General features: G+C 72.4%; 21 protein-coding genes. 10 read left to right on the top strand and 11 right to left on the bottom strand.

Annotation, left to right across the window (positions count from 1 at the left end; translation table 11 throughout):
* Nucleotides 1–76 precede the first annotated feature (76 nt).
* The 4 genes from ACFW01_RS37065 to ACFW01_RS37050 form a co-directional block, all read right to left on the bottom strand.
* Complete coding sequence (locus ACFW01_RS37065; protein ID WP_052839895.1) at nt 77–700, bottom strand: GntR family transcriptional regulator; 624 nt, start codon at nt 698–700, stop codon at nt 77–79.
* A gap of 209 nt (nt 701–909) precedes the next feature.
* Nucleotides 910–2,697 (bottom strand): 2-oxoglutarate dehydrogenase, E2 component, dihydrolipoamide succinyltransferase, encoded by a 1,788-nt coding sequence (sucB, locus tag ACFW01_RS37060; RefSeq protein ID WP_384511060.1) that lies wholly within the window; start codon nt 2,695–2,697, stop codon nt 910–912.
* A gap of 64 nt (nt 2,698–2,761) precedes the next feature.
* Nucleotides 2,762–4,150 (bottom strand): dihydrolipoyl dehydrogenase, encoded by a 1,389-nt coding sequence (lpdA, locus tag ACFW01_RS37055; RefSeq protein ID WP_234953871.1) that lies wholly within the window; start codon nt 4,148–4,150, stop codon nt 2,762–2,764.
* Between the two features lie 363 nt (nt 4,151–4,513).
* The gene (locus ACFW01_RS37050) at nt 4,514–6,049 is read right to left on the bottom strand and encodes a leucyl aminopeptidase (protein WP_384511057.1); all 1,536 of its coding nucleotides are present in this window, start codon (nt 6,047–6,049) and stop codon (nt 4,514–4,516) included.
* 251 nt (nt 6,050–6,300) lie between these two features.
* Between ACFW01_RS37050 and ACFW01_RS37045 the strand changes: the two genes are divergently transcribed.
* On the top strand, nt 6,301–7,101 hold the full coding sequence (locus ACFW01_RS37045) for an endo alpha-1,4 polygalactosaminidase (RefSeq protein WP_384511054.1): 801 nt from the start codon (nt 6,301–6,303) through the stop codon (nt 7,099–7,101).
* A 31-nt stretch (nt 7,102–7,132) separates the two neighbouring features.
* Here ACFW01_RS37045 and ACFW01_RS37040 read toward each other — a convergent pair whose 3' ends face one another.
* Nucleotides 7,133–7,915, bottom strand: coding sequence for an adenosylcobinamide-GDP ribazoletransferase (locus tag ACFW01_RS37040; protein ID WP_384511051.1), 783 nt, complete (start codon nt 7,913–7,915; stop codon nt 7,133–7,135).
* Between the two features lie 63 nt (nt 7,916–7,978).
* Between ACFW01_RS37040 and ACFW01_RS37035 the strand changes: the two genes are divergently transcribed.
* Nucleotides 7,979–8,722 carry a hypothetical protein gene (locus tag ACFW01_RS37035; RefSeq protein WP_384511048.1) on the top strand — a complete coding sequence of 248 codons (744 nt, stop codon included), beginning with the start codon at nt 7,979–7,981 and terminating at the stop codon, nt 8,720–8,722.
* A 229-nt stretch (nt 8,723–8,951) separates the two neighbouring features.
* On the opposite strand, the gene cobT is transcribed toward ACFW01_RS37035, so the two are convergent.
* Complete coding sequence (gene cobT / locus ACFW01_RS37030; RefSeq protein ID WP_384511045.1) at nt 8,952–10,028, bottom strand: nicotinate-nucleotide--dimethylbenzimidazole phosphoribosyltransferase; 1,077 nt, start codon at nt 10,026–10,028, stop codon at nt 8,952–8,954.
* A gap of 143 nt (nt 10,029–10,171) precedes the next feature.
* Between cobT and ACFW01_RS37025 the strand changes: the two genes are divergently transcribed.
* Nucleotides 10,172–10,891 (top strand): class I SAM-dependent methyltransferase, encoded by a 720-nt coding sequence (locus tag ACFW01_RS37025; protein ID WP_234953859.1) that lies wholly within the window; start codon nt 10,172–10,174, stop codon nt 10,889–10,891.
* Here the strand turns inward: ACFW01_RS37025 and ACFW01_RS37020 are convergent.
* Nucleotides 10,880–12,079 (bottom strand): bifunctional adenosylcobinamide kinase/adenosylcobinamide-phosphate guanylyltransferase, encoded by a 1,200-nt coding sequence (locus ACFW01_RS37020; protein WP_234953857.1) that lies wholly within the window; start codon nt 12,077–12,079, stop codon nt 10,880–10,882. The two genes, ACFW01_RS37025 and ACFW01_RS37020, sit on opposite strands and share 12 nt — an antisense overlap.
* A gap of 163 nt (nt 12,080–12,242) precedes the next feature.
* Here ACFW01_RS37020 and ACFW01_RS37015 point away from each other — a divergent pair, with 163 nt between their 5' ends.
* The gene (locus tag ACFW01_RS37015; protein WP_234953855.1) at nt 12,243–12,488 is read left to right on the top strand and encodes a hypothetical protein; all 246 of its coding nucleotides are present in this window, start codon (nt 12,243–12,245) and stop codon (nt 12,486–12,488) included.
* A gap of 34 nt (nt 12,489–12,522) precedes the next feature.
* Here the strand turns inward: ACFW01_RS37015 and ACFW01_RS37010 are convergent, their stop codons facing one another.
* The 3 genes from ACFW01_RS37010 to ACFW01_RS37000 all read right to left on the bottom strand — a co-directional run bounded on the left by ACFW01_RS37010 (nt 12,523) and on the right by ACFW01_RS37000 (nt 15,132).
* The gene (locus ACFW01_RS37010) at nt 12,523–13,599 is read right to left on the bottom strand and encodes a trypsin-like peptidase domain-containing protein (protein WP_234953854.1); all 1,077 of its coding nucleotides are present in this window, start codon (nt 13,597–13,599) and stop codon (nt 12,523–12,525) included.
* 76 nt (nt 13,600–13,675) lie between these two features.
* Complete coding sequence (locus tag ACFW01_RS37005) at nt 13,676–14,377, bottom strand: class I SAM-dependent methyltransferase (protein ID WP_234954659.1); 702 nt, start codon at nt 14,375–14,377, stop codon at nt 13,676–13,678.
* Between the two features lie 83 nt (nt 14,378–14,460).
* A complete protein-coding gene (locus tag ACFW01_RS37000) occupies nt 14,461–15,132 on the bottom strand; it encodes a DUF3043 domain-containing protein (protein WP_234954658.1) in 672 nt (223 codons plus the stop codon).
* Nucleotides 15,133–15,366: 234 nt separating this feature from the next.
* On the opposite strand from ACFW01_RS37000, the gene ACFW01_RS36995 reads away from it, so the two are divergent.
* From ACFW01_RS36995 to ACFW01_RS36975, 5 genes are all read left to right on the top strand, one after another.
* Nucleotides 15,367–16,158 carry a PspA/IM30 family protein gene (locus tag ACFW01_RS36995; protein WP_384511040.1) on the top strand — a complete coding sequence of 264 codons (792 nt, stop codon included), beginning with the start codon at nt 15,367–15,369 and terminating at the stop codon, nt 16,156–16,158.
* Between the two features lie 23 nt (nt 16,159–16,181).
* Nucleotides 16,182–16,466 (top strand): hypothetical protein, encoded by a 285-nt coding sequence (locus ACFW01_RS36990; protein ID WP_234953852.1) that lies wholly within the window; start codon nt 16,182–16,184, stop codon nt 16,464–16,466.
* A 143-nt stretch (nt 16,467–16,609) separates the two neighbouring features.
* The gene (locus ACFW01_RS36985) at nt 16,610–17,845 is read left to right on the top strand and encodes a histidine kinase (RefSeq protein WP_234953850.1); all 1,236 of its coding nucleotides are present in this window, start codon (nt 16,610–16,612) and stop codon (nt 17,843–17,845) included.
* Nucleotides 17,842–18,525 (top strand): response regulator transcription factor, encoded by a 684-nt coding sequence (locus ACFW01_RS36980; RefSeq protein WP_122620512.1) that lies wholly within the window; start codon nt 17,842–17,844, stop codon nt 18,523–18,525. Before ACFW01_RS36985 ends, ACFW01_RS36980 begins: the two co-directional genes overlap by 4 nt.
* Before the next feature lie 156 nt (nt 18,526–18,681).
* Nucleotides 18,682–21,804: an efflux RND transporter permease subunit gene (locus tag ACFW01_RS36975; protein WP_384511035.1), complete on the top strand. Its 3,123-nt coding sequence runs from the start codon at nt 18,682–18,684 to the stop codon at nt 21,802–21,804.
* 85 nt (nt 21,805–21,889) lie between these two features.
* On the opposite strand, the gene nadA is transcribed toward ACFW01_RS36975, so the two are convergent.
* A complete protein-coding gene (gene nadA, locus ACFW01_RS36970) occupies nt 21,890–23,074 on the bottom strand; it encodes a quinolinate synthase NadA (RefSeq protein WP_234953846.1) in 1,185 nt (394 codons plus the stop codon).
* A gap of 244 nt (nt 23,075–23,318) precedes the next feature.
* Here nadA and ACFW01_RS36965 point away from each other — a divergent pair, with 244 nt between their 5' ends.
* Nucleotides 23,319–23,675: an iron-sulfur cluster assembly accessory protein gene (locus ACFW01_RS36965; protein WP_122620514.1), complete on the top strand. Its 357-nt coding sequence runs from the start codon at nt 23,319–23,321 to the stop codon at nt 23,673–23,675.
* Nucleotides 23,676–23,738: the final 63 nt, after the last annotated feature.

Genomic DNA, 23,738 nt, shown 5'->3' with positions numbered 1-23,738 from the left:
GTTCCCCGCGCCCCTTTTAGGGGCGCGGGGAACTGCGCGAGATCGGGGGGTCTGGGGGCGCAGCTCCCAGGGGTGGTCAGGCGCGGGGGGCGCAGCCCAGGACGTGGGACTTGACGATCTCCGGGATGCGGGGGTCCCGGCGACGGAACGCCGCGACCAGTTCCTCGTGCTCCTCCGCGTACGACTGCTGCACCGTGCCCAGCCACCGTATCGACAGGGCCGTGAAGACCTCGATGCCCAGCCCCTCCCACGTGTGCAGCAGCACCGAGTTGCCCGCCGCGCGGACCAGCTCGCGGTGGAAGCCCACCGTGTGCCGCACCTGGCCCGTCCCGTCGGAGACCCGGTCGGCCTCGTACAGCGCCGCGACGTGCGGCTCCAGGGCCGAGCAGTCCAGGGCGAGCCGGTCCGCCGCCAGTTCGGCCGCGATGGCCTCCAGGCCGGCCCGGACGGGGTAGCTCTCCTCCAGGTCGGCGGCGGTCAGGTTCCGCACCCGCACGCCCTTGTTCGGCGCCGACTCGATCAGCCGCAGCGACTCCAGCTCCCGCAGCGCCTCCCGCACCGGCGTCTGGCTGACCTCCAGCTCGGTGGCGATCCGGCGCTCCACGATCCGCTCGCCCGGCTGCCAGCGCCCGCTGATGATCCCTTCCAGGATGTGCTCGCGGATCTGTTCGCGCAGCGAGTGGACGACGGGCGCGGTCATGGGAGCTCCTTCGGGAGGGGTCTGTTCGGCCCCCTGGGGCGTTTGACGTTGAGTAACAATACGGCCGTCGCGGCGGGCGGGAAGGGCGCACGGGGGCGCTTCGGCGCAGGTGAGACGAGACTTACACAGCGTTCCCCGCCCGGAACACGGCGATGCCCCCGCCCGGAGGATTCCGGGCGGGGGCACCGTACAGGCCCACTGGCGAGGGACTACAGGCCGAGCTCGACCTCGAACTCGCCGGCCTCCAGGATCGCCTTGACCGCCGTCAGGTAGCGGGCGGCGTCGGCGCCGTCCACCAGGCGGTGGTCGTAGGACAGGGTCAGGAACGTCATGTCGCGGATGCCGATGACGGGACCCTCCTCCGTCTCGACGACGGCCGGACGCTTGACCGTGGCGCCGATGCCGAGGATGGCGACCTGGCCCGGCGGCACGATGATCGTGTCGAAGAGCGCGCCGCGCGAACCGGTGTTGCTGATGGTGAAGGTCGCACCGGCCAGCTCGTCCGGGCTGATCTTGCTGGCCCGCACCTTGCCCGCCAGGTCGGCGGTCGCCTTCGCGATACCGGCCAGGTTGAGGTCGCCGGCGTTCTTGATGACCGGGGTCATCAGGCCCTTCTCGGAGTCCACCGCGATACCGATGTTCTCGGTGTCGAAGTAGGTGATGGTCCCCTCGGCCTCGTTGATCTTGGCGTTGATCGGCGCGTGCGCCTTCAGCGCCTGGGCGGCGGCCCGCACGAAGAACGGCATCGGCGAGAGCTTGACGCCCTCACGGGCCGCGAACGCGTCCTTGGCCCGGCCGCGCAGCTTCATCAGACGGGTGACGTCGACCTCGACGACCGACGACAGCTGCGCCTGCTCGTGCAGCGCCTTGACCATGTTGTCGCCGATGACCTTGCGGATGCGGGGCATCTTGACGGTCTGGCCGCGCAGCGGGGAGGCCTCCAGGGTGGGAGCCTTCTTCGCGGCGGTGGCCGTGCCCCCGGTCGCGGCGGCGGGCGCCGGAGCGGCGGCCTTCGCGGCCTCGGCGGCGGCGATGACGTCCTGCTTGCGGATGCGGCCGCCGACGCCGGTGCCCTTGACGGTGGACAGGTCCACGCCGTTCTCGGAGGCGAGCTTGCGCACCAGCGGGGTGACGTAGGCGCCGTCGTCCGCCGGCTGGGCGGCGGCCGGAGCGGGCTGCGCCGGGGCGGGCTTGGGCGCCGGGGCGGCGGGCTGCGGGGCGGGAGCCGGGGCCGCCTGCGGGGCCGGGGCGGCCTGCGCGGGAGCCGGAGCCGGAGCCGGCTCCGGAGCCGGGGTGGGCTCGGGCTTGGCCGGGGCCTCCTGGGCCGGGGCTTCCTGAGCCGGCGCCTCCTGGGCGGGGGCGGCGGCCGGAGCGGCACCCGCCTCGCCGATGACGGCGAGCTTGGCGCCGACCTCGGCGGTCTCGTCCTCGCCGACCACGATCTCCAGCAGGGTGCCGGAGGCGGGGGCGGGGATCTCGGTGTCGACCTTGTCGGTGGACACCTCGAGCAGCGGCTCGTCGGCCTCGACACTGTCGCCGACCGACTTCAGCCAGCGGGTGACGGTGCCCTCGGTGACGGACTCGCCGAGCGCGGGCAGGACGACGTCCGTGCCCTCGGCGGAACCGCCGCCGGACTGCTCGGCGCTCGGCGCGGGCGCCGGGGCGGCCTGCTCGGTGGACGGGGCGGCAGCGGCGGGCTCGGGAGCGGGCTCGGCGGCCTGCTCGGCCTGCGGGGCCTGCTCGGCGGCCGGGGCGCCGGTGCCGTCGTCGATCAGCGCCAGCTCGGCGCCGACCTCGACGGTCTCGTCCTCGGCGACCTTGATGGAGGACAGCACGCCCGACGCGGGCGCCGGGATCTCGGTGTCGACCTTGTCGGTCGAGACCTCGAGCAACGGCTCGTCGGCCTCGACGCGCTCACCCTCGGCCTTCAGCCAACGGGTGACGGTGCCCTCGGTGACGCTCTCGCCGAGCGCCGGAAGGGTTACGGAAACCGCCATGGTTTCGGTTGCTCCTTACGAAATTGCGGAAGTCTGTGTCGTCGCGCCCAATGACCGAGGGAGGTCAGTCGTGGGAGTGCAGCGGCTTGCCGGCCAGCGCCAGGTGCGCCTCGCCCATCGCCTCGTTCTGCGTCGGGTGGGCGTGGACGAGCTGGGCCACCTCGGCCGGCAGCGCCTCCCAGTTGTAGATCAGCTGGGCTTCGCCGACCTGCTCGCCCATGCGGTCGCCGACCATGTGGACGCCGACCACGGCACCGTCCTTGACCTGCACGAGCTTGATCTCGCCGGCGGTCTTGAGGATCTTGCTCTTGCCGTTGCCGGCCAGGTTGTACTTCAGGGCGACGACCTTGTCCGCGCCGTAGATCTCCTTGGCCTTGGCCTCGGTGATGCCGACGGAGGCGACCTCGGGGTGGCAGTACGTCACCCGCGGCACGCCGTCGTAGTCGACCGGGACGGTCTTCAGGCCGGCGAGCCGCTCCGCCACCAGGATGCCCTCGGCGAAGCCGACGTGCGCGAGCTGGAGGGTGGGGGCGAGGTCACCGACGGCGGAGATCGTCGGGACGTTGGTCCGCATGTACTCGTCGACGAGGACGAAGCCGCGGTCCATGGCGACCCCGGCCTCCTCGTAGCCCAGGCCCTGGGAGACCGGGCCGCGGCCGATGGCGACGAGCAGGACCTCGGCCTCGAACTCCTTGCCGTCGGCGAGGGTGACCTTGACGCCGTCCTGGGTGTACTCGGCCTTCTCGAAGAAGGTGCCCAGGTTGAACTTGATGCCGCGCTTGCGGAAGGCGCGCTCCAGCAGCTTGGAGCTGTTCTCGTCCTCGACCGGGACGAGGTGCTTGAGGCCCTCGATGATCGTGACGTCGGCGCCGAAGGACTTCCACGCGGAGGCGAACTCGACGCCGATGACGCCGCCGCCCAGCACGATCGCGGACTTCGGCACGCGGTCGAGCTTGAGGGCGTGGTCGGAGGAGATGATCCGGTCGCCGTCGATGTCCAGGCCGGGCAGCGACTTCGGCACGGAGCCGGTGGCCAGCAGCACGTGCCGGCCCTGGACCCGCTGACCGTTCACATCCACGGAGGTCGGCGAGGACAGCCGGCCCTCGCCCTCGATGTAGGTCACCTTGCGCGAGGCGATCAGACCCTGCAGGCCCTTGTAGAGGCCCGAGATCACGTCGTCCTTGTACTTGTGGACGGCCGCCATGTCGATGCCCTCGAAGGTGGCCTTCACACCGAACTGCTCGCTCTCGCGGGCCTGGTCGGCGATCTCGCCCGCGTGCAGCAGGGCCTTCGTAGGAATGCAGCCGTTGTGCAGGCAGGTACCGCCGACCTTGCCCTTCTCGATCAGGGCGACGTCCAGGCCCAGCTGCGCCCCGCGCAGGGCCGCGGCGTAACCACCGCTGCCACCGCCGAGGATCACTAGGTCGAAAACGGTGCTGGCGTCGTTCGCCACGTCACGTCCTCCATGCATGTGCGCCACGCCGGTCTCCAGTGACCGGTCGGCGGCTGGTGTCCGGCCGCTCATTGTTCTCGGCCCTTGGGTGGGCCCTGTCCTGCCGGGCTCCATCTTCGCACTTGTGAGAGGCGAACGAGACGTGGGGCCGGGGTGTGAGACGCCCCACGTTCACCGGACACCGACGGCGGCGCATCGCCGCCAGGGGCGCGGGGCCGTGTCTGATCTGCGGCTCCGCCGCGTGGGCGCGACCGTTCTGCCCTACGGCACCGCAACGCCGCCAGGGGCGCGGGGAACTGCGCGACCAGCCACGACGGACTCGCAGCCGCAAGATCACCCGCACCCCCGACTCCTTGGGCGCCCCTAGCCCAGGTCACCCGCAGCCGTCAGCTCGGCAACCCGCACGAGCGTCCGCACCGCCGTACCCGTACCACCCTTCGGCGTGTACCCGAAGGGACCGCTCTCGTTGAAGGCCGGGCCCGCGATGTCCAGGTGCGCCCAGGCGATGCCCTCGCCCACGAACTCGCGAAGGAAGAGACCGGCGACCAGGCCGCCGCCCATCCGCTCACCCATGTTCGCGATGTCCGCGGTCGCCGAGTCCATGCCCTTGCGCAGGTGCTCCGGCAGCGGCATCGGCCAGGCCGGCTCGCCGACCTCCTCCGCCGCCTCGTGCACCGCGGCGCGGAACGCGTCGTCGTTCGCCATGACCCCGTACGTCCGGCTGCCCAGCGCCAGCATCATCGCGCCGGTCAGCGTCGCCACGTCGATGATCGCGTCCGGCTTCTCCTGCGAGGCCGCCCACAGCGCGTCCGCGAGCACGAGCCGGCCCTCGGCGTCGGTGTTGAGCACCTCCACCGTCTTGCCGCTGTACATCCGCAGCACGTCACCCGGGCGCGTCGCCGAGCCCGAGGGCATGTTCTCGGCCAGCGCCAGCCAGCCGGTCACGTTGACCTCCAGGCCCAGACGCGCGGCGGCGACGACCGCGGCGAACACGGCGGCGGCACCGGCCATGTCGCACTTCATCGTCTCGTTGTGCCCGGCCGGCTTCAGCGAGATGCCGCCCGAGTCGTAGGTGATGCCCTTGCCGACGAACGCCAGGGACTTCGTCGCCTTGGACGACGTGTACGACAGCTTCACCAGCCGCGGACCCGCCGCCGAACCGGCACCGACGCCGAGGATGCCGCCGTAGCCGCCCTTGGTGAGCGCCTTCTCGTCGAGCACCTGCACCTTGATGCCGTGCTCCTTGGCCGCGGCCTGCGCGACCGCCGCGAAGGCCTCCGGGTTCAGGTCGTTCGGCGGGGTGTTGACCAGGTCGCGGGCGCGGTTCAGCTCCTCGGCCACCGCCGCGGCACGCTCGACCGCCGCCTTGTACGCCTTGTCGCGGGGCTTGCCGCCGAGCAGCGTGGCCTCCGCCAGCGGGGCCTTGCCGTTCTTGGCCTTGGCGGCGCCCTGCTCCTTGTAGGCGTCGAAGGTGTACGCGCCGAGCAGCACCCCCTCACCGACGGCGCCGGCGTCGGCGGCCTCGGTGAGCGGGAGGGCGAAGGCGGCCTTCTTGGCGCCGGCCAGGGTGCGGGCCGCGACACCGGCCGCCCGGCGCAGCGCCTCGGCGTCGAAGGAGGCGTCCTTCTCGGGCTGGGCGCCGAGACCCACCGCCACCACGATGGGTGCCTTGAAGCCGGACGGAGCGGGCAGCTTCGTCACCTCGCCCTCGGCGCCGGAGGCACCGAGGGTCTCCAGGACGCCGGCGAGCCGGCCGTCGTACGCCTTGTCCACGGCCTCGGCGCCCGGTGCGACGACCAGACCCCCGGACCTGGATGCCGTGTCCTTGGCGACACCGATCACGATCGCGTCGGCCCGGAGGCCGGGCGCCGCTGCGGTGCTGAGAGTGAGAGCAGTCACGGTGGTGAATTCTCGCTTCCGTATGAAGTCTGGTGTGGCCGAATGCGGGTGGGTCGACCGGGCCCGACATCCGACCCTAGATCCCTCCTGCGACGCGGTCCTCGCCCGGGCGGGCGAACACCCGGGACGAGCCTACGCTCGCGCCCGCGCGCGTCCGCTCCCGCGGGGCCGCGGTTTCCCGCCGGACACCCGGGATGAGAGATCATTCCTGGGGTACGCCACCGCGCCACCCCACACCCTGGAGCACCCCCGTGAGACGCCCGGTCCTGTCGATAGCCCTCCTCCTGCTGCTCGCGGGCTGCACCTCGTCTCCCGTTGACGGCGGAGGCGGCCGGGACGGCGGGGACGCCGCGGACCACTGGCAGCCGAGGCCCGGCACCGCCTGGCAGTGGCAGCTCAGCGGGAAGCTCGACACCTCCGTGGACGTGCCCGTCTACGACATCGACGGCTTCGACCACACGAAAGCCACGGTCACCGGTCTGCACGACGACGGCCGCAAGGTCATCTGCTACCTCTCCACCGGCGCCTGGGAGGACTTCCGGCCCGACGCGGCGAAGTTCCCCAAGTCCGTGCTGGGCAAGGGCAACGGGTGGGAGGGCGAGCGGTGGCTGGACATCCGCGCGACGGACGTCCTGGAGCCGCTGATGGCCGAACGCCTCGACATGTGCCGGGAGAAGGGCTTCGACGCCGTCGAGCCGGACAACATGGACGGCTACCGGAACGAGACCGGCTTCCCCCTCACCGCGGACGACCAGCTCCGCTACAACCGGCTCATCGCCGAACTCGCCCACGAACGCGGAATGGCCGTCGGGCTCAAGAACGACCTCGACCAGATCCCCGAACTGGTCGACGACTTCGACTTCGCGGTCAACGAGCAGTGCGCGCAGTACGGCGAGTGCGCCGACAACCAGCCGTTCATCGAGGCGGACAAGGCGGTCTTCCACGTCGAGTACGAGCTGCCCACCGAGCGGTTCTGTGCCGAGTCCCGGGAGATGCGGCTCAGTTCGATGCTGAAGAAGTACGAGCTGGGAGCCGAGCGCGAGGCCTGCTGAGGCCGGTGCCCTCCCGGCTCCCGCTCCGGGATCAGCCGAGGACCGAGACCACCAGTGCCGTGGTGGCCGCCGTCTCCGCGACGCCGCCGAAGACGTCGCCCGTGACGCCGCCGAAGCGGCGGACGCAGTGCCGCAGGAGCAGTTCGGCCGCGGCCACGGCGCACAGGACGGCGAGGGCCGTGCGTACGACGTCGTCCGGCCCCAGGAGCGCGCCCGCGCCCGCGGCCCCAAGGGTGACGGCGGCGGCCGCGCCCAGCGCCGCGGCGACCGGGACCACCCCCGCGACCGCCGCGCCGAGTCCCTCCGGGCGGGCGGCGGGCACGCCCGTGCGGGCGGCCAGGGTGAGCGCCAGCCGGGCGGCGGTCGCCGAGACCACGGCGGCGAGCGCGCCCCGGGCCCAGGAGCCGTCGTAGGCCTGCGCCAGCGCGGCGACCTGGGCGAGGAGCGTGAACAGCAGGGCGAGTACGCCGAACGGCCCGATGTCCGACTGCTTCATGATCCGCAGGGCGTCCTCGGCGGGCTTGCCGCTGCCCAGCCCGTCCGCGGTGTCGGCCAGGCCGTCCAGGTGCAGTCCCCGCGTGAGGACGGCGGGTACGGCGGCGGTGGCGACGGCGGCGAGGAGGCTGCCGGCGCCCAGGAACAGCAGCAGGAGCCCGGTGCCCGCGGACGCGGCGCCGACGGCCAGCCCGGCCAGTGGCGCGCACAGCATGCCGGCGCGTGCCGCCTCCCTGTCCCAGCGGGTCACCTCGACCGGGAACACGGTGAGGGTGCCGAAGGCGAAGCGGAGGCCGTCGGGGGAGGGGGTCCTGGACACCGGCGCAGAGTACCCGGAGGTGGTGGGCAGGGTGTTGACGAGGGGCGGGGATAAAGTGCGTATATGGGAGATTGGTGGCAGCGGAACATCGTGGAACCCGGCAAGCTGCCGCTGCTGCTCGCCCTGGGGTCCTTCGTGCTGACGTTCGTGATCACCCGGGTCATCACTCGTCTGATCCGGGCGGGCAAGGGGCCGTTCGGGAACGTCCAGGCGGGCGGGGTGCACATCCACCACGTGGTGCCCGGGGTTCTCCTGACCGTCATCGGGGGGTTCGCGGCGGTGGCGGGGGGACGGCACGGGTTCGGGTCCGCCGTCGCGGCCGTGGTCTTCGGTATCGGGGCGGGGCTGGTCCTGGACGAGTTCGCGCTGATCCTGCACCTCGACGACGTGTACTGGACCGAGGAGGGGCGCCAGAGCGTGGAGGTCGTGGTGGTCACGGCGGCCCTGGTGGGGCTGGTCCTCGCCGGGTTCACGCCGTTCGGGGTCGACGGGGTGGACCAGGAGGAGTTGCAGGGCCGCGCGGGCGTCGTCACGACCGTCGCGGGCAACTTCCTGTTCTCGCTCCTCGCCCTGGCCAAGGGCAAGACGCGGCTCGCGCTCTTCGGGGTGATCGTGCCCGTGATCGCGCTGATCGGCGCGGTCCGGCTGGCCCGGCCCGGCTCGCCCTGGGCCCGCCGTCTCTACGCCGGCCGCCCGCGTGCCCGCGCTCGCGCCCGCTTGCGGGCCTACCACCACGACCGCCGCTGGTCCGGCCCACGCCGCGCCTTCCAGGACTGGATCGGCGGCCGCCCGGACCCACGGGGCTGAGGCCGGCGGCGCCTGTGCGGGTTGGGTGCGCGCAGCGCGGTGCGTTGCGTTGAAGGTCGGGATCGCGCCGTACGCGGCTCTCCCCCCAACCGCGGGCAAGTCGTGCCTCCCCCAGTGCCTGAACGGCCTGGGAGGTACCCCCAGGGGCGGCACGGGTGGGCGCGGCAGCACCCGGCAAGCGCCGGCCCGCGACACCCACCCCCGGCCCGCACCCACGCCCGGGTGCGAATCACTCGGCGGCGGTGACGGCCTTCTCGGCGGACGACCTTTCCGGCAGCTCCGCCGCCAGCGCCGCCGCGGCCTGGACCAGGGGCAGGGCCAGGAGACCCCCCGCGCCCTCACCCACCGTCACGCCCTGGGACAGCAGCGGCTCCAGGGCCATCCGGTCCAGCGCCTTGGCCTGGCCCGGCTCGCCGCTGTCGTGCGACGCCAGCCACCAGTCCGGCGCCCGAAAGGCGACCCGCTGTCCGACCAGCGCGCACGCGGCCGACACGACGCCGTCCAGGATCACCGGCATCTTCCGCACCGCGGCCTGGAGCAGGAAGCCCGTCATGGCGGTGAGGTCCGCGCCGCCCACCGTGGCGAGAAGCTGCAACTGGTCGCCGAGGACCGGCCGGGCGCGGCGCAACGCGTCCCGGATCGCCGCGCACTTCCGCATCCAGGCCAGGTCGTCGATGGGCAGCCCGCCCCGCCCGGTGACGACGGAGGCGTCGGTCCCGCACAACGCCGCGACCAGCACGCCCGCCGCCGTCGTCCCGCCCACGCTCACATCGCCGAGCACCACCAGGTCCGTGCCCGAGTCGGCCTCCTCGTCGGCCACCGCCATCCCGGCCCGGAAGGCGGCCTCCGCCTCCTCGGGGGTCAGCGCGTCCTCGATGTCGATGCGCCCGCCGCCACGCCGCACCCGGTGGCCGGAGACCTCGGCCGGCAGCGTCTCGGGGTCGCAGTCCAGCGACATGTCGACGACGCGGACCGGTACGCCGAGCCGCCGGGCGAGCACCGACACCGGCCGGCCGCCCTCCAGCACCTCGCGCACCAACTCGCCCGCACCGCCCGCGGGCCGCGCCGAGACACCCAGCTCGGCGATCTTGTGATCGCCGGCGAAGAGCACCGCCCGGGGCCGTTCGACGGGCCGCACCGGCACCGCGGACTGTGCCGCGGCCAGCCACTCGCCCAGTTCGTCCAGGCGGCCCAGCGCTCCGGGCGGCACGACCTGACGCTCCCGGCGCGCCTCCGCGTCGCGACGTACGCCGCCGTCCGGGCGCTCGATCAGGTCGGTGAAGTCGTCGAGATTCAGCGAGCTCATTCGCCGAACAGTACCGGCCCCGGTCGAACAGAAAGGAGGGCCCGTGGGCAGCACGCCCGGACGGCGTCGTTGCACCCCGGAACGCGATCACCTACGTAACGTTTTGCCTGGATTGTCGTTCGTACTCGTCTCGGGAGCCGCCCATGTCCGCACCCCCCGCCCCCTCGGTGCCTCCCGTCCCCCGCTACGGGCCCTCCCGCGCGGACTGCCCCTGGTGCGGCTCGCGCCGGCTGCGGGCACGGCCGCGACGCGAGGAGCCGAGGCAGGGCGAACCGGGCCGGTCCGTCTTCGAGAGGTGCGCGGACTGCCGGCTGGGGTTCAGGAACCCGCCGGTCCCGGCGGAGACCGGGCACCCGGCGCTGCGGGCAGGGGTGCGGCTGAGACACGCGCGCGCCGCCCGCGCGATGCTCCGCCACTGCCCCGACCCCGAGAGCTGGCTGGACGTCGGCACCGGCGACGCCGACTTCCCGCACGCCGCCCGCGCGTACTTCCCGTACACCTCGTTCGACGGCCTGGACGCCACCCACCGCGTGCTGCGGGCCCGTGCGGTGGAGCGGGTCGAGGAGGCGTTCATGGGGCGGCTGACGGACCCGCACATCGCGTCCCGGCTGCGCGCCCGCTACGACGTCGTGAGTCTCTTCCAGTACCTGGAGAGCGTCTCCGACCCCCGGGCCGAACTGCGGGCGGCGGTGCGGGTGCTGCGGCCCGGTGGGCATCTGCTCGTCGGTGTGGCGGATCCGCGCCGGATCCTTCCCGCGCATCCCGTGGGCCTGGCCGCCGAGTTGGTGGCCCAGGGCTGCACCGTGCTCGGAGGGGCCCGGGGGCAACGGGTCGTCGCCCGCCGGGACGGGTCAGCCGCGTAGCACCAGGGCCTGGCCCGCCACCACCAGCAGCACCTGCTCGCACTCGTTCGCGAACGCCGTGTTCAGCCGCCCGAGTTCGTCCCGGTAGCGGCGGCCGGACGCGGTGGCCGGGACGATGCCCGAGCCCACCTCGTTCGACACCGCGACGACCGTGCGCCGGGTGGCGCGGACCGCCTCCGTCAGCTCCCGTACCCGGTCCCTGAGGGCCCGTTCGCCCCCGCCGGACCACTCCGCGTCGTCCCACGCGCCGACCGCGTCCATCGCGTCCGTCAGCCACAGCGACAGGCAGTCGACCAGGAGGGGCGGGCCGTCGTCCTTCAGCAGCGGCACCAGGTCGCAGGTCTCGGCGGTGCGCCACGAACCAGGGCGCCGTTCCCGGTGGGCGCAGACCCGGGCCGCCCACTCGGTGTCGCCGCCCCGGGAGCCGCCGGTGGCCACGTAGAGCACGTCCGGGAAGGACTCCAGGCGGCGTTCGGCCTCCACCGACTTGCCCGACCGGGCGCCGCCCAGGACGAGGGTGCGCCGGGGTACGTCGGGTACGTCCTCGTAGGCGCCCACCGTCAGGGTCGTGCCGTCGGGTACGGCCCTCGCCCCGGCCGCCGCGAGCCGCCGCGCCAGTTCCGGGCCGGGCGCCACGTCGTGGTCCAGGTGGACGGCGACGACGTCCGTCGTCGGGCCCGCCGCGCCGACCGACCGCAGCTTCGCCAGCGCGTCCGGCCGCCCCACCACGTCCGCGACGATCAGGTCGTACGGCTCCGCGGGCTCCTCCAGACCGGCCGGGGCGCCGCCCGGCGGCACGTAGAGGAGCCGCCGGCCGTCCGGCCCCGTCACGGCGTAACCCGTGCCCGGCGCGTCCAGCGCCACCGCCCGCACCCGGTGCCCGGTCAGCACCGCCAGCTCCCGCCCGTCCGGCACCCGCCCCGGCTGCGGCAGCCCGGCCGGCACCTCCACCGCGGGCCCGTCGTGCGGATGGGAGAGCAGCACCTGCCGCACCCCGGCCAGGGACCGCCCGGCGCGGGCCGCGGCGAACGCGGCGCCCGGCGTCAGGTCGAGCAGCAGCGCACCGTCGACCAGCAACGCGGTCGCCGCGCGCGCCTGCTCGCCCTGCGCGGCGGCACAGGCCGCGCAGGGACAGTCGGGGCGGGGGAGTCCCGCGGGGGCACCGGTGCCGAGCAGAGTCACGTCCACGCACCCGATTTTCGCCGGTCGTCCGGCGACGTGCGCGCCCGAGGCCCCCCAAGGAGCACGCAGCGCCTTGTACGGCGCACCCCGCTCAGCGCATAGGCTGCGGTCGGAGGCCGGACCAAGATCCGGCTTCCGCTCTGCATGTGCTCACATCTTGGAGGCGTACATGGCGGCATGGACGTGGCGGTTCGAGACGGCCGGCGGGACGGAGGTCCAGCCCGCGGTGGAGCCCGAGGAGTTCACCACGCAAGGGGACGCCGAGTCCTGGATCGGGGAGTACTGGCAGCAGCTCAAGGAGGGCGGCGCGGACCAGGTGCGGCTCTTCGAGGACGCCACCGAGATCTACGGCCCGATGAGCCTGCACGCCGAGGGTGCCGAGAGCGCCGAGGCGTCGGAGGCCTCGGAGGCGTAGGCACGGGGAGCGGACGGGGGCGGCCGCGTCCCCGTCACTGCTCCCCCAGCGTCACCTCGGCGGTGCGCTCGTCGCCGTCCCGGGTGTAGGTCACCTTCGCCCGGTCGCCCGGCGCCATCGACGCCAGGGCCTCGGCCAGGGAGGTGATGGTGGTGATGTCGGTGTCCCCGACCCCGACGATGACGTCGCCGGGACGCAATCCCGCGTCGTCCGCGGCCCCGCCGTCGCTCACCTCGACGACGGCCACTCCGGCGGGCCGGTAGTCGTCGTCGACGACCGTACGCGCGGTGATGCCCAGCGCCGCCCGGCCCGAGTCGGTGACCCGGCCGTCCTGGACGATCTGGTCGGCGACCGTCCGCACCATCGACGCCGGGATCGCGAAGCCGATGCCCGGTGCCGCGCTGTCGCCCATGCCCGGGTCGGTCGCCGCCAGCGTCGGGATGCCGATGACCTGGCCGTCCAGGTTCACCAGGGCGCCCCCGCTGTTGCCGGGGTTGATGGCCGCGGACGTCTGCACCATGTTGGCGATGGTCGCGCCCGTGCCGCCCCCGCTGCTGCCCTCCGTGACGGTCCGCCCGGTCGCCGACACGATGCCCTGCGTCACGCTGGAGGACAGGCCGAGCGGCGAGCCCATCGCCAGCACGAGCTGCCCGACCGCGACCTTCGCGGAGTCACCGAAACGGGCCGCCCTCAGCCCGTCCGGCAGCCGGTCCAGCTTGATGACCGCCAGGTCCTGCTCGGGGTACGAGGAGACGAGCCGCGCGCCCAGGGCGCCCTCGCTGCGGGCCGTCGTCACCCGGAAGGACTCGCGGTCCCCGACGACGTGCGCGTTGGTGACGACGTGCCCCTTGTCGTCGTACACGACGCCCGACCCCAGCGAGTCGCCCGCCTGGATCTGCACGACCGACGGCAGTACGTCCTTGATCACCCGCTCGTAGTCGGCCTGGAGGTCGTTGGCCGCGTGCGGCGCGGCGGCCTGCGCCGTGTCACCCTCCCGTGCGCCGTCGGAGCCCCGGTCGGCTCCGGAACAGCCGGTCACCAGCAGCAGGGCGCAGGCCCACGCGGCGACGGAACCGGGCCGACGTGGCACACGGGTACGGGAAGCGTCCATGCCCCGAGTCTCACCGCGCACCCCGGCGGCGGCTTCCGGTGAACACCCGAACGGGCGCCGGGCAGGTGCGCCGGTGCTAGCCGCGCACCCCGCACAGATGCAGCAGCGCCGCCGTGCCGCGGTACGGATCCGTCCGTCCGGCCCGCTCCTCGGCGGCCAGCAGGGGTTCGAGATCGGCCGGGGGAGCGGTCTCGTCGGCCGCCGTGTCCGTGAAGATCCGGACGCCGTACCAGACGTGCAGCGGGGCGCCGATGCTCGCGAGTCTCGCCGTCAGCGTCGCCAGCCGGTCCGCGCGCACGTCGACGCCGAGGCGGTTCCGGTAGGTCGTGGTGTCGAAGGCGGCCAGTGCGCCGGCCCAGTCGCCGTGCAGTCCCGGGCGCATGGCGAGCGCGTCGCCGTTGCGCACCAGGAGCGACAGCAGACCGCCCGGCGCGAGCATCCGGGCCAGCCCCGCGAGCAGCGGATCGGGTTCCTCGACGTACATCAGCACGCCGTGGCAGAGCACCACGTCGAAGCTGCCGGGCAGGAAGTGCACGCCGGTGTCCCGGCCGTCGCCCTCGACGATCCGCATCCGCTCCCGGATGCCCTCCGGCTGCCCGGCCAGCGCGTCCCGCGCCGCGGCGATCATCGTGGCGTCCCGCTCCACGCCGGTCACCTGGTGCCCGGCGCGTGCCAGCCGCAGCGCCTGGGTGCCCTGGCCCATGCCGACGTCGAGTACCCGCAGGCGCCTGCCCACGGCGAAACGGCCGGCTATCTGCTCGTCCAGCTGTCGCGCCACCATCTCCTGCCGTACGACGTCGCGCAGACCCGGCAGTCCCGCTGTCCAGGTCTGGGCCGCGTCACCGGCGAAGGGCGTCGTGCTCAGGGCCGCTCTCCGCGCTTGACCTGGGGCTTGGGCAGCCGCAGGCGACGCATCTGGAGCGACCGCATCAGGGCGTAGGCGACGGCGCCGCGCCGGCGCTCGTCGGGGAAGCGCTCGGCGAGGCGCTTCCTCAGCCGGACGCCGGTGACGATCGAGTCCAGCACGATCAGCACGATCACGACCAGCCACAGCAGCAGCGCGACGTTCTGCAGCGAGGCGACGCGGACCATGCTCAGCACGAGAATGATCACGGCCATCGGCAGGAAGTACTCCGCGATGTTGAACCGCGAGTCGACGAAGTCGCGCGCGAACTTGCGGACCGGGCCCTTGTCGCGGGCCGGCAGGTACCGCTCGTCGCCCTTCGCCAGCGCCTCGCGCTGGCGCGCCATCGCGGTCCGCCGCTCCTCGCGCTGCCGCTTGGCGGCGTCCTTGCGCGTCAACGGCGTACTGGCGACGCTGCGGCGCTGGGACTGGGCCACGCTGCGCTTGGGCGTGGGCCTGCCCTTGGGGGCCTGCGGGTCACGGGGCTGAGTGGAGTCGGTCACCGGCGCGCTGGCGCTCTGGGCCTTCTCATCCTTGGCACGGCTACGGAACACAAAACCCAAGGGTACGGGGTGCCGGGGTGTGGACCCCAGTCCGGTGGGGAACGATCCGGCAACGCCGGTCGTCAGTAAATGGACAGAGGGGACGTTGCGTACGCCCTCGGACAGCGGTCATTCCGGACATCCCCGGGGAGCACCTACTCCTTGCGCCGGATCGGGAGCGTACGCAGTCGTCCTTGGGGATGAGCGCATCCGTCCCCGAACAGTGCGGTAATGGATGCAGGGCCCGTACTGTGGGTTCTGTTGCAGTCGCTGGATCCGGAGTCGGCCAGAAGGGGGCGCGCGAAGCCCATGAGCGGTGTCATGAAGCGTATGGGGATGATCTTCCGCGCGAAGGCCAACAAGGCCCTGGACCGGGCCGAGGACCCGCGCGAGACCCTCGATTACTCGTACCAGAAGCAGCTGGAGCTGCTGCAGAAGGTGCGCCGCGGGGTCGCCGACGTGGCGACCAGCCGCAAGCGCCTGGAGCTGCAGCTCAACCAGCTCCAGTCCCAGTCGGGCAAGCTGGAGGACCAGGGCCGCAAGGCGCTGGCGCTGGGCCGTGAGGACCTCGCCCGCGAGGCGCTCTCCCGCCGGGCCGCCCTCCAGCAGCAGGTCACCGACCTGGAGACCCAGCACGCCACCCTCCAGGGCGAGGAGGAGAAGCTCACCCTGGCGGCCCAGCGGCTCCAGGCCAAGGTGGACGCCTTCCGCACGAAGAAGGAGACCATCAAGGCCACCTACACGGCGGCCCAGGCGCAGACCCGCATCGGCGAGGCGTTCTCCGGTATCTCCGAGGAGATGGGCGACGTCGGCCTGGCCATCCAGCGGGCGGAGGACAAGACCGCCCAGCTCCAGGCCCGGGCCGGCGCCATCGACGAGCTGCTCGCCTCCGGTGCCCTCGACGACCAGTCCGGCATGCACAAGGACGACATCCAGGCCGAGCTGGACCGGCTCTCCGGTGGTACGGATGTAGAGCTGGAGCTCCAGCGCATGAAGGCCGAGCTGGCCGGTGGCAGCACCGCCGACCGGCAGGCCATCGAGGGCGGCGAGGGACAGGGCACGCAGCAGTCCCAGCAGCAGCCGCAGGACACTCCGCGCTTCGACAAGCAGTAGCCCACGCGCCTAGGAGGGCCGACATGATCGTACGGATCATGGGGGAGGGACAGCTGACGCTGGCCGACGACCGGCTCGCGGAGCTGGACAAGCTGGACGACGAACTCCAGGCCGAAATGGAGAACGGCGACGGCCCCGGCTTCCGCGCCACCCTCCAGGCCCTCCTCGCCAAGGTCCGCGACCTCGGCGAGCCCCTCCCCGAGGACTCCCTGGAGCCGTCGGACCTCATCCTCCCCTCCCCGGACGCCACCCTGGAGGAGGTCCAGGAACTGCTGAGCGACGACGGCCTCATTCCGGGCGGGGCGTGAAGTTCTGTTTTTCAGCCCGTCCGGCGTTTGAGGACGAGGCCGTCAGGCCGAAAGCGGGGGTCTGGGGGCGCAGCCCCCAGCAGACGCCCACTGCACGCGGGCCCGCTCAAGAGCCACGCCCACTCCAGCTACCGTAAACAGCCGTGAGCACCCTCGCCCGCGCCCGCTGCACCCTCGGCGCCCACCCCTCCGCACTGGACACCGCCCTCGCCGCGGCGGTCCTGGTCTGCATGGTCGCGGGCTCCTTCGCGGACCCGCACGGCCCGGAGGGCGTCACCTGGAGCCTGCGCACGCCCGCCGTGCTCAGCCTGGTCCTGATGGCCGTCGGCGCCGCCGCCCTCGCCTTCCGCCGCCGCGCCCCACTGGTGGTCCTCGGCGTCACCGGCTGCGTCTCCGTCGTCGAAAGCGTCACCGGCGACCCCCGCGCACCCGTGGTGATGTCCGCCGTCATCGCCCTGTACACCGTCGCCGCCTCCACCGACCGCCCCACCACCTGGCGGGTCGGCCTGCTCACCATGACGGTGCTGACCGGCGCCGCCATGCTGTTCGGGCCGCTGCCCTGGTACGCGCAGGAGAACCTCGCCGTCTTCGCCTGGACCGGCATCGGTGCCAGCGCCGGGGACGCCGTCCGCAGCCGCCGCGCCTTCGTGCAGGCCATCCGGGACCGGGCCGAGAAGGCCGAGCGCACCCGTGAGGAGGAGGCCCGCCGCCGGGTCGCCGAGGAGCGGCTGCGCATCGCCCGCGACCTGCACGACGTGGTCGCCCACCACATCGCCCTGGTCAACGTCCAGGCCGGGGTCGCCTCGCACGTCATGGACAAGCGGCCCGACCAGGCCAAGGAGGCCCTCGCCCACGTACGGGAGGCCAGCCGCAGCGCGCTGGACGAACTGCGGGCCACCGTCGGGCTGCTCCGCCAGTCCGGCGACCCGGAGGCGCCGACCGAGCCCGCTCCCGGCCTCGACCGGCTGGACGAACTCGTCGGCACCTTCCACCACGCCGGGCTGTCCGTCGAGGTCGCCCGCGCCGACCAGGGCGCCGAACTGCCCGCCGCCGTCGACCTGGCCGCCTACCGGATCATCCAGGAGGCCCTGACCAACGTCCGCAAGCACGCGGGAGAGCGGGCGAAGGCCGAGGTCAGCGTCGTACGGGTGGGGCCGAACATCGAGGTGACCGTCCTCGACGACGGAACCGGCGACGGTGACGGGGGCGGGGACGGCACGGCCCCGGACGGCGGCGGCCACGGACTCCTCGGGATGCGCGAGCGCGTCACCGCCGTGCGCGGCACCCTCACCACCGGTCCCCGCTACGGGGGCGGCTTCCGGGTCCATGCGATCCTTCCGGTCAGAAGCCGCACCGATGCCGCGGAGGACCCCGTATGACGATCCGTGTCCTGCTCGCCGACGACCAGGCGCTGCTGCGCAGCGCCTTCCGGGTGCTGGTCGACTCCGAGCCCGACATGGAGGTGGTGGGGGAGGCGTCCGACGGCGCGGAGGCGGCCCGGCTGGCCGCCGAACGGCGGGCCGACGTGGTGCTGATGGACATCCGGATGCCCGGCACCGACGGCCTCGCGGCCACCCGCCTGATCAGCGCCGACCCCGCCCTCGCCCACGTCCGTGTGGTCATACTGACGACCTTCGAGGTCGACGACTACGTGGTGCAGTCGCTGCGCGCGGGCGCCTCGGGCTTCCTCGGCAAGGGGTCCGAACCGGACGAGCTGCTGAGCGCGATCCGTGTCGCGGCCGGCGGGGAGGCGCTGCTGTCGCCGACCGCCACCAAGGGTCTGATCGCCCGCTTCCTCGCCCAGGACGGCACGGCCGGGGAGGACGGCGACCCCGCCCGCGCCGAACGGCTGGAGACGCTGACCGGACGGGAGCGCGAGGTACTGGTCCAGGTCGCCGGCGGCCACTCCAACGACGAGATCGCCGAGCGCCTCGAGGTCAGCCCGCTCACCGTGAAGACCCACGTGAACCGGGCCATGGCCAAGCTGGGCGCCCGCGACCGCGCCCAGCTGGTCGTGATCGCGTACGAATCCGGGCTGGTACGTCCAAGGGTGGAGTGACCTCTGCCCGCGTGTACTGCGGCGGCAGTAGGCGCCGGATAAGGAAATGGACCTGTGGGCTGGGGAACCGGGGCCGCCCATGGCCCAGGGTGTTGGAGTGGGCGTACAGATGTGCCCCGTCCCCTCCGCTCGGCCACAGAAGAGAGACCCTGACCCATGTCCTGGCTGTCGAGATTCAGCCTCGCGCAACGGGCCCTGATCGGGCTGATGTCGATCGTCGCGCTCGTCTTCGGGGCGATCGCGATCCCCCAGCTCAAGCAGCAGCTGCTGCCCACCATCGAACTGCCCATGGTGTCCGTGCTCGCGCCGTACCAGGGTGCCTCCCCGGACGTGGTCGAGAAGCAGGTCGTCGAGCCGATCGAGGACAGCCTCGAAGCCGTCGACGGGATATCCGGTGTCACCGCCACCGCCAGTGAGGGCAACGCCGTCATCATGGCGTCCTTCGACTACGGCCCGAACACCCAGCAGCTGGTCGCCGACGTCCAGCAGGCCGTCAACCGGGCCCGCGCGCAGCTCCCCGACGACGTCGACCCGCAGGTCATCTCCGGCTCGACGGACGACATCCCGACCGTCGTCCTCGCCGTCACCTCGGACGAGGACCAGCAGGCGCTGGCCGACCGGCTCGACAAGACGGTCGTCTCCGAGCTGAAGGACGTCGACGGCGTCGCCCAGGTCACCGTCGACGGCGTGCGCGACGTCGAGGTCACCGTCACGCCGAACCCGGCGAAGCTGGCCGCGGCCGGGGTCAGCCCGCAGGTGCTCGCCCAGTCCCTCCAGGCCGGTGGCGCCACCGTGCCCGCCGGCTCCTTCGACGAGGGCGGCGCCAACCGCACCGTCCAGGTCGGCGGCGGCTTCACCTCCCTCAAGCAGATCCAGGACCTCATGGTCACCGGGGAGGGCGTCGACAAGCCCGTCCGCCTCGGTGACGTCGCCACCGTCAAGGAGGAGGAGGCCAAGGCCGACTCCCTCACCCGCACCGACGGCAAGCCGTCCCTCGCCGTCGCCGTGACGATGGACCACGACGGCAGCGCGGTCGCCATCTCGAACGCCGTCGAGGACAAGCTTCCCGACCTGCGTGAGCAGCTCGGCTCCGGCGCGGACCTCACCGTCGTCAGCGACCAGGGCCCGGCGGTCTCCAAGGCCATCTCCGGTCTGACCACGGAGGGCGGGCTCGGTCTGCTCTTCGCCGTCCTGATCATCCTGGTCTTCCTGGCGTCGGTCCGCTCCACCCTGGTCACCGCGGTCTCCATCCCGCTGTCGGTGGTGCTGGCGCTGATCGTCCTGTGGACGCGCGACCTGTCGCTGAACATGCTGACGCTGGGCGCGCTGACCATCGCCATCGGCCGGGTCGTCGACGACTCGATCGTGGTCCTGGAGAACATCAAGCGCCACCTCGGCTACGGCGAGGAGCGCCGGGAGGCCATCCTCCAGGCCGTCCGCGAGGTCGCCGGAGCGGTCACCTCCTCGACCCTCACGACGGTCGCCGTGTTCCTGCCGATCGGTCTGGTCGGCGGCATGGTCGGCGAGCTGTTCGGCTCCTTCAGCCTCACCGTCACCGCCGCGCTGCTGGCGTCCCTGCTGGTGTCGCTGACGGTCGTCCCGGTGCTGTCGTACTGGTTCCTGCGCCCCCCGAAGGGCACCCCCGAGGACGCCGCCGAGGCCCGCAGGCTGGCCGAGGAGAAGGAGGCCAAGAGCCGCCTCCAGCGCTTCTACGTCCCCGTCCTGCGCTTCGCCACCCGGCGCAGGCTGACCAGCGTGGCCATCGCGGTCGTCGTGCTGATCGGCACGTTCGGCATGGCGCCGCTGCTGAAGACGAACTTCTTCGACCAGGGCGAGCAGGAAGTCCTCAGCATCAAGCAGGAGCTGAAGCCGGGCACCAGCCTCGGCGCGACCGACGCCCAGGCGAAGAAGGTCGAGAAGCTTCTCGGCGACACCGAGGGCGTCAAGGACTACCAGGTCACCATCGGCTCGTCCGGTTTCATGGCCGCCTTCGGCGGCGGCACGGACACCAACCAGGCGTCGTACCAGATCATGCTGGAGGACTCGGCGTCCTCCGAGGACGTCCAGGACCACATCGAGGACGGCCTCGCGAAGCTGGACGGCATCGGCACCACCACGGTCGCCGCCGGTGACGGCTTCGGCAGCCAGGACCTGAGCGTCGTCGTCAAGGCGGCCGACGCGACGGTGCTGCGGGACGCCTCCGAGCAGGTCCGCAAGACGGTCGCCGGCCTCGACGACGTCACCGACGTCACCAGCGACCTGGCGCAGAGCGTGCCGCGCATCTCCGTCAAGGCCAACGCCCGTGCCGCCGAGGCCGGTTTCACCGACCAGACGCTCGGTGCCGCCGTCGGCCAGGCCGTGCGCGGCACGCCCGCGGCCAAGGCGACCCTGGAGGACACCGAGCGCGATGTCGTGATCCGGTCGGCGCGGCCCGCCGAGACGCTCGCCGAACTGAAGGCCCTGAACCTCGGTCCGGCCAAGCTCGGTGACATCGCCACCGTCGAGGTGGTGGACGGTCCGGTCTCGATGACCCGGATCGACGGCCAGCGCGCGGCGACCATCACCGCCAAGCCGACCGGCGACAACACCGGCGCGGTCAGCACCGACCTCCAGTCGAAGATCAACGCGCTGGACCTGCCGGCCGGTGCCACCGCCGAGATCGGCGGCGTCACCGCGGACCAGGACGAGGCCTTCGTCAACCTCGGCCTAGCCATGCTGGCCGCGATCGCGATCGTGTTCATGCTGCTGGTCGGCACCTTCCGGTCGCTGGCCCAGCCGCTGATCCTGCTGGTGTCCATCCCGTTCGCGGCGACCGGCGCGATCGGCCTGCTGATCGCCACGGGCACCCCGATGGGCGTCCCGGCGATGATCGGCATGCTGATGCTGATCGGCATCGTGGTCACCAACGCGATCGTGCTGATCGACCTGATCAACCAGTACCGCAAGCAGGGCTACGGCGTGGTCGAAGCGGTCGTCGAGGGCGGCAGGCACCGGCTGCGGCCCATCCTGATGACGGCCCTCGCGACGATCTTCGCCCTGCTCCCGATGGCGCTGGGCGTCACCGGCGAGGGCGGTTTCATCGCCCAGCCGCTCGCGGTGGTCGTGATCGGCGGCCTGGTCACCTCGACCCTGCTGACCCTCCTGCTGGTCCCGACGCTGTACGCGATGCTGGAACTCCGCAAGGAGCGGCGCGCGAAGAAGCGGGCGGCGAAGAAGGGCGGCGGCGACGTGCCGCCGCAGGCGGCGGCTTCGGACGAGCCGGAGCCGGCGAAGGTCTGAGACAGCAGGCAGCGGCTGAGGCCCTGCCCGACACGGAAGGTGTCCGGGCAGGGCCTCAGCCGTGAGCAACAGGGTGGGACACCCGCTACGGCAGCGCCAGCATCCGCTCGAGCGCCAGCTTCGCGAACGCCTCCGTCTCCGTGTCCACCTCGATGCGATTGACCAGCGTGCCCTCGGCCAGTGACTCCAGCGTCCAGACCAGGTGCGGCAGGTCGATGCGGTTCATCGTCGAGCAGAAGCAGACCGTCTTGTCGAGGAAGACGATCTCCTTGTCCTCCGCAGCGAAACGGTTCGCCAGCCGCCGGACCAGGTTCAGCTCGGTCCCGATGGCCCACTTGGAACCGGCCGGGGCCGCCTCCAGGGCCTTGATGATGTACTCGGTCGAGCCGACGTAGTCCGCGGCCGCGACGACCTCGTGCTTGCACTCGGGGTGCACGAGGACGTTCACCCCGGGTATGCGCTCGCGCACGTCGTTCACCGAGTCGAGGCTGAAGCGGCCGTGCACCGAGCAGTGCCCCCGCCAGAGGATCATCTTGGCGCCGCGCAGCTCCTCGGCGGTCAGCCCGCCGTTCGGCTTGTGCGGGTTGTAGACGACGCAGTCCTCCAGGGTCATGCCCATGTCCCGCACCGCGGTGTTGCGGCCCAGGTGCTGGTCGGGCAGGAACAGCACCTTCTCGCCCTGCTCGAAGGCCCAGTCCAGGGCACGCTTGGCGTTGGACGAGGTGCAGATGGTGCCGCCGTGCTTGCCGGTGAACGCCTTGATGTCCGCCGACGAGTTCATGTACGAGACGGGCACGACCTGCTCGGCGATCCCGGCCTCGGTCAGCGCGTCCCAGCACTCGGCGACCTGCTCGGCGGTGGCCATGTCCGCCATCGAGCACCCGGCGGCCAGGTCGGGCAGGACCACCTTCTGGTCGTCGGAGGTCAGGATGTCGGCCGACTCCGCCATGAAGTGCACACCGCAGAAGACGATGTACTCGGCCTCCGGGCGCGCGGCCGCGTCCCGGGCCAGCTTGAAGGAGTCACCCGTGACGTCGGCGAACTGGATGACCTCGTCGCGCTGGTAGTGGTGACCGAGGACGAAGACCTTGTCCCCGAGCTTCTCCTTGGCCGCGCGGGCGCGTGCGACCAGGTCCGGGTCGGAGGGCGAGGGCAGGTCGCCCGGGCACTCCACGCCGCGCTCGCTCCTCGGGTCGGCCTCACGGCCGAGCAGCAGCAGGGCGAGGGGCGACGGCTGTACGTCGAGCTCCTGGGTTTGGGCGGTGGTCACGACACGCACCCTTTCTACTTTTCGTCTAACTGACGCTATATATCATAACCGCTTCACGTCAGTTTGACGATGCCCATTGTGTCGGTGTGACGTGAATCCCGGTGCCGCTTACCGTGGGCGGGGGCGTGTGCGAGCATGAAGGGAACACCGAGGGCAAAGACTCGGGCCCGCCCGGAATGAATCCGCGGCTCCGCCGGTTGAAACCGTCGGCAAGCAGTCTCCGTACAACCCGGGAGAGATGTAGATGTCCGTATCGGACGAGTCCACCACCGTCACCGACGGCATCATCGTGACCGACGCCGCCGCGGCCAAGGTCAAGGCCCTGCTCGACCAGGAAGGCCGTGACGACCTCGCGCTGCGCGTCGCCGTCCAGCCCGGTGGCTGTTCCGGCCTGCGCTACCAGCTCTTCTTCGACGAGCGCTCGCTCGACGGCGACGTGGTGAAGGACTTCGACGGAGTCAAGGTCACCACCGACCGCATGAGCGCCCCGTACCTGGGCGGCGCCACCATCGACTTCGTGGACACGATCGAGAAGCAGGGCTTCACGATCGACAACCCGAACGCGACGGGTTCCTGCGCCTGCGGCGACTCCTTCAGCTGAGCCGCGCGGCACACGCGCACGCGACACGAAGAGGGCGGCGGCCCGGGGCGAGAGCCCCGGGCC

The organism is Streptomyces sp. NPDC058985 (assembly GCF_042740985.1).
GTDB lineage: Bacteria > Actinomycetota > Actinomycetes > Streptomycetales > Streptomycetaceae > Streptomyces.
The sequence above is the reverse complement of the archived record's forward strand: the minus strand, read 5'-3'. Positions and strand labels throughout refer to the sequence as shown.